We start from the raw sequence: 1,840 nt of genomic DNA on the forward strand, positions 1-1,840 counted from the left end.
AGTATCAAGTGCTTCCAACACCCTTAAAACATGCATGGCATAGTATTTTTCGTGTGTTTCTTTATGAATTAATGGTAAAAATTCAATATTATCTCCTACTATAGGTTCTAAAACATCCTTGGCTTTTTCGCTAATTATTTGTACACCAGACTTTCCCCAAAATATAGGAGAATCACTTAACTTTCCTTCATCTGTTACCTCAATAAACTTAGGCGTCCATGAATCTGACAAACTCACCATAGAATTAAAACTAGTTTTAAAATATTTTTTATCCTCTTCATAGTTCAATAATTGAAAGGTTTCATAATCATCAGTCGAGCTTTTTAATTGCCAAATTTTCATGCCTTTTTACTCCTTTAGAATTTAACTAGTAAGCATCTAAGATTATTTAAGTTAATTTCCGTCCAATAACTTTTCTCTTATATTAGGCAAGGCAGCAACTGAATCTGCTTAAGTACCCACCAAAGCGTTTAACTCCACTTAACACTCTGTATACTTCTATAACATACTCTGGACTATGCTTACCTATATTTAGCGTTTCAGTAGTCACATAATCGTTCATTTTACATAGGTACTTTTCAGATGAGTGAATACTACATAAATTCCTTATGTTAATTTTCATCCATGTATTAGAGAAGTGTTATTTTTAATGCTTCCTCAAGCATTGTTTTAACATCATCATACGTGTTCATCACTGTACCAGACGGTTTATCCAGTTCATGATAAGTACCTTCAGATAAATTTTTACAGAACCATGCAATATTTGAATCTCCAAAGAAAAGATACTCTTTTTGAAATTCATTTTCATACCAAATCTCATTCGTTTCTATGAATCCACAAATTTGTTCACCCTTTTCTGTTTCTAGTAAAAAAGAATCAACTCCGTAAAGGACCAATCCATCAAAATCCAAACTATTTACAGTTTTAAGAAACTCTACGTATTCACTTGGTAAATCAACATTTAATTTTTCTTTTGCATGTTCTCTTAATCTCTGAACTTCAGTATCCGTTGCAGGTGTATTCAGCTTATAATTAACACTTTCCAGTATATCTTTGATTTCTAAAATTAGATCTTTCCACATATAAAAACCTCTTTCTAAATTTATTTATTCCCCTTTAGGATAGATGTTGTGTTTTGGGATAGGCCAACTTATGTCTACACTGTCACCTGGTTGTAATCCTTTGGTTAGCGTACGTTGTGTATTAGTTATAACCTTATGATATGGATGATTTTGTATCAAAGTTAAATTTTCAAATGTATTTGTTCCACCATCATCTAAGGGAAGATCATGATGCACTTGCCATCCTATTGGAGGTTTTCCTCTTTTCATTAATTCGATATCTGCATCTGCTATACCAGCATTCTTGAGTTCAATAATCTTATCAGGGTCATTAACTAAGGTTTTAAGAAACTCTTTTCTCACACTTCTATCAAATTCCCTCCGAAGTTGTGCAGCTTCTTCTCTAGTTCTCTTAGAATAAGTAATATCCTCAACTTTGACATCTTTTAAATGTACATCTTCTCTCTTTACCGTAGGTTGTCACATTAGCGAAATGTATTTTGTAGTTCATTATCCATTCTTTCAAACTCCTTAGCTGTAGAATGAATATTATCAATCGCTTGTTGAAAGGCCCCACAAAATTGTCTAGTCAAATCTAGCATTTGTTGATTCGTTTTTTGCGCCTGGGCATTAACAGATAGTGTAGTACGGCTCGCCTTTGTTATAGAACGATTTGTCGCACTTTGGATTGTATCCGAGGCATTTCTCATTTGAGTGGCGATTTGTGTAGCCGTTTGAAAATTACTTTGAAAGTTCCCCATCATTTAAACCCCTTTTAG

Annotated in this window: 4 protein-coding genes and 1 pseudogene; all 5 read right to left on the reverse strand. The window is 33.2% G+C overall.

All coding sequences use genetic code 11. The features are described 5' to 3' along the window. On the reverse strand, positions 1–342 hold a 342-nt coding region (locus AB3X48_RS21735), incomplete at its 3' end, for an imm11 family protein (protein ID WP_367959934.1). Positions 343–393: 51 nt separating this feature from the next. Continuing rightward, positions 394–565, reverse strand: a pseudogene (locus tag AB3X48_RS22155) (cytoplasmic protein); the annotation flags it as partial. Between the two features lie 64 nt (positions 566–629). Beyond that, entirely contained in the window at positions 630–1,082 is a 453-nt protein-coding gene (locus tag AB3X48_RS21740) for a YrhA family protein (protein ID WP_016104470.1), read from the reverse strand. Positions 1,083–1,106: 24 nt separating this feature from the next. Then, positions 1,107–1,424, reverse strand: a complete 318-nt coding sequence (locus AB3X48_RS21745; RefSeq protein WP_002200961.1) for an HNH endonuclease signature motif containing protein — start codon at positions 1,422–1,424, stop codon at positions 1,107–1,109. 122 nt (positions 1,425–1,546) lie between these two features. Then, the gene (locus tag AB3X48_RS21750; RefSeq protein ID WP_016104469.1) at positions 1,547–1,825 is read right to left on the reverse strand and encodes a TIGR04197 family type VII secretion effector; all 279 of its coding nucleotides are present in this window, start codon (positions 1,823–1,825) and stop codon (positions 1,547–1,549) included. Positions 1,826–1,840: the final 15 nt, after the last annotated feature.

It is taken from the genome of Bacillus sp. S4 (assembly GCF_040838205.1).
Classification (GTDB): domain Bacteria; phylum Bacillota; class Bacilli; order Bacillales; family Bacillaceae_G; genus Bacillus_A; species Bacillus_A cereus_U.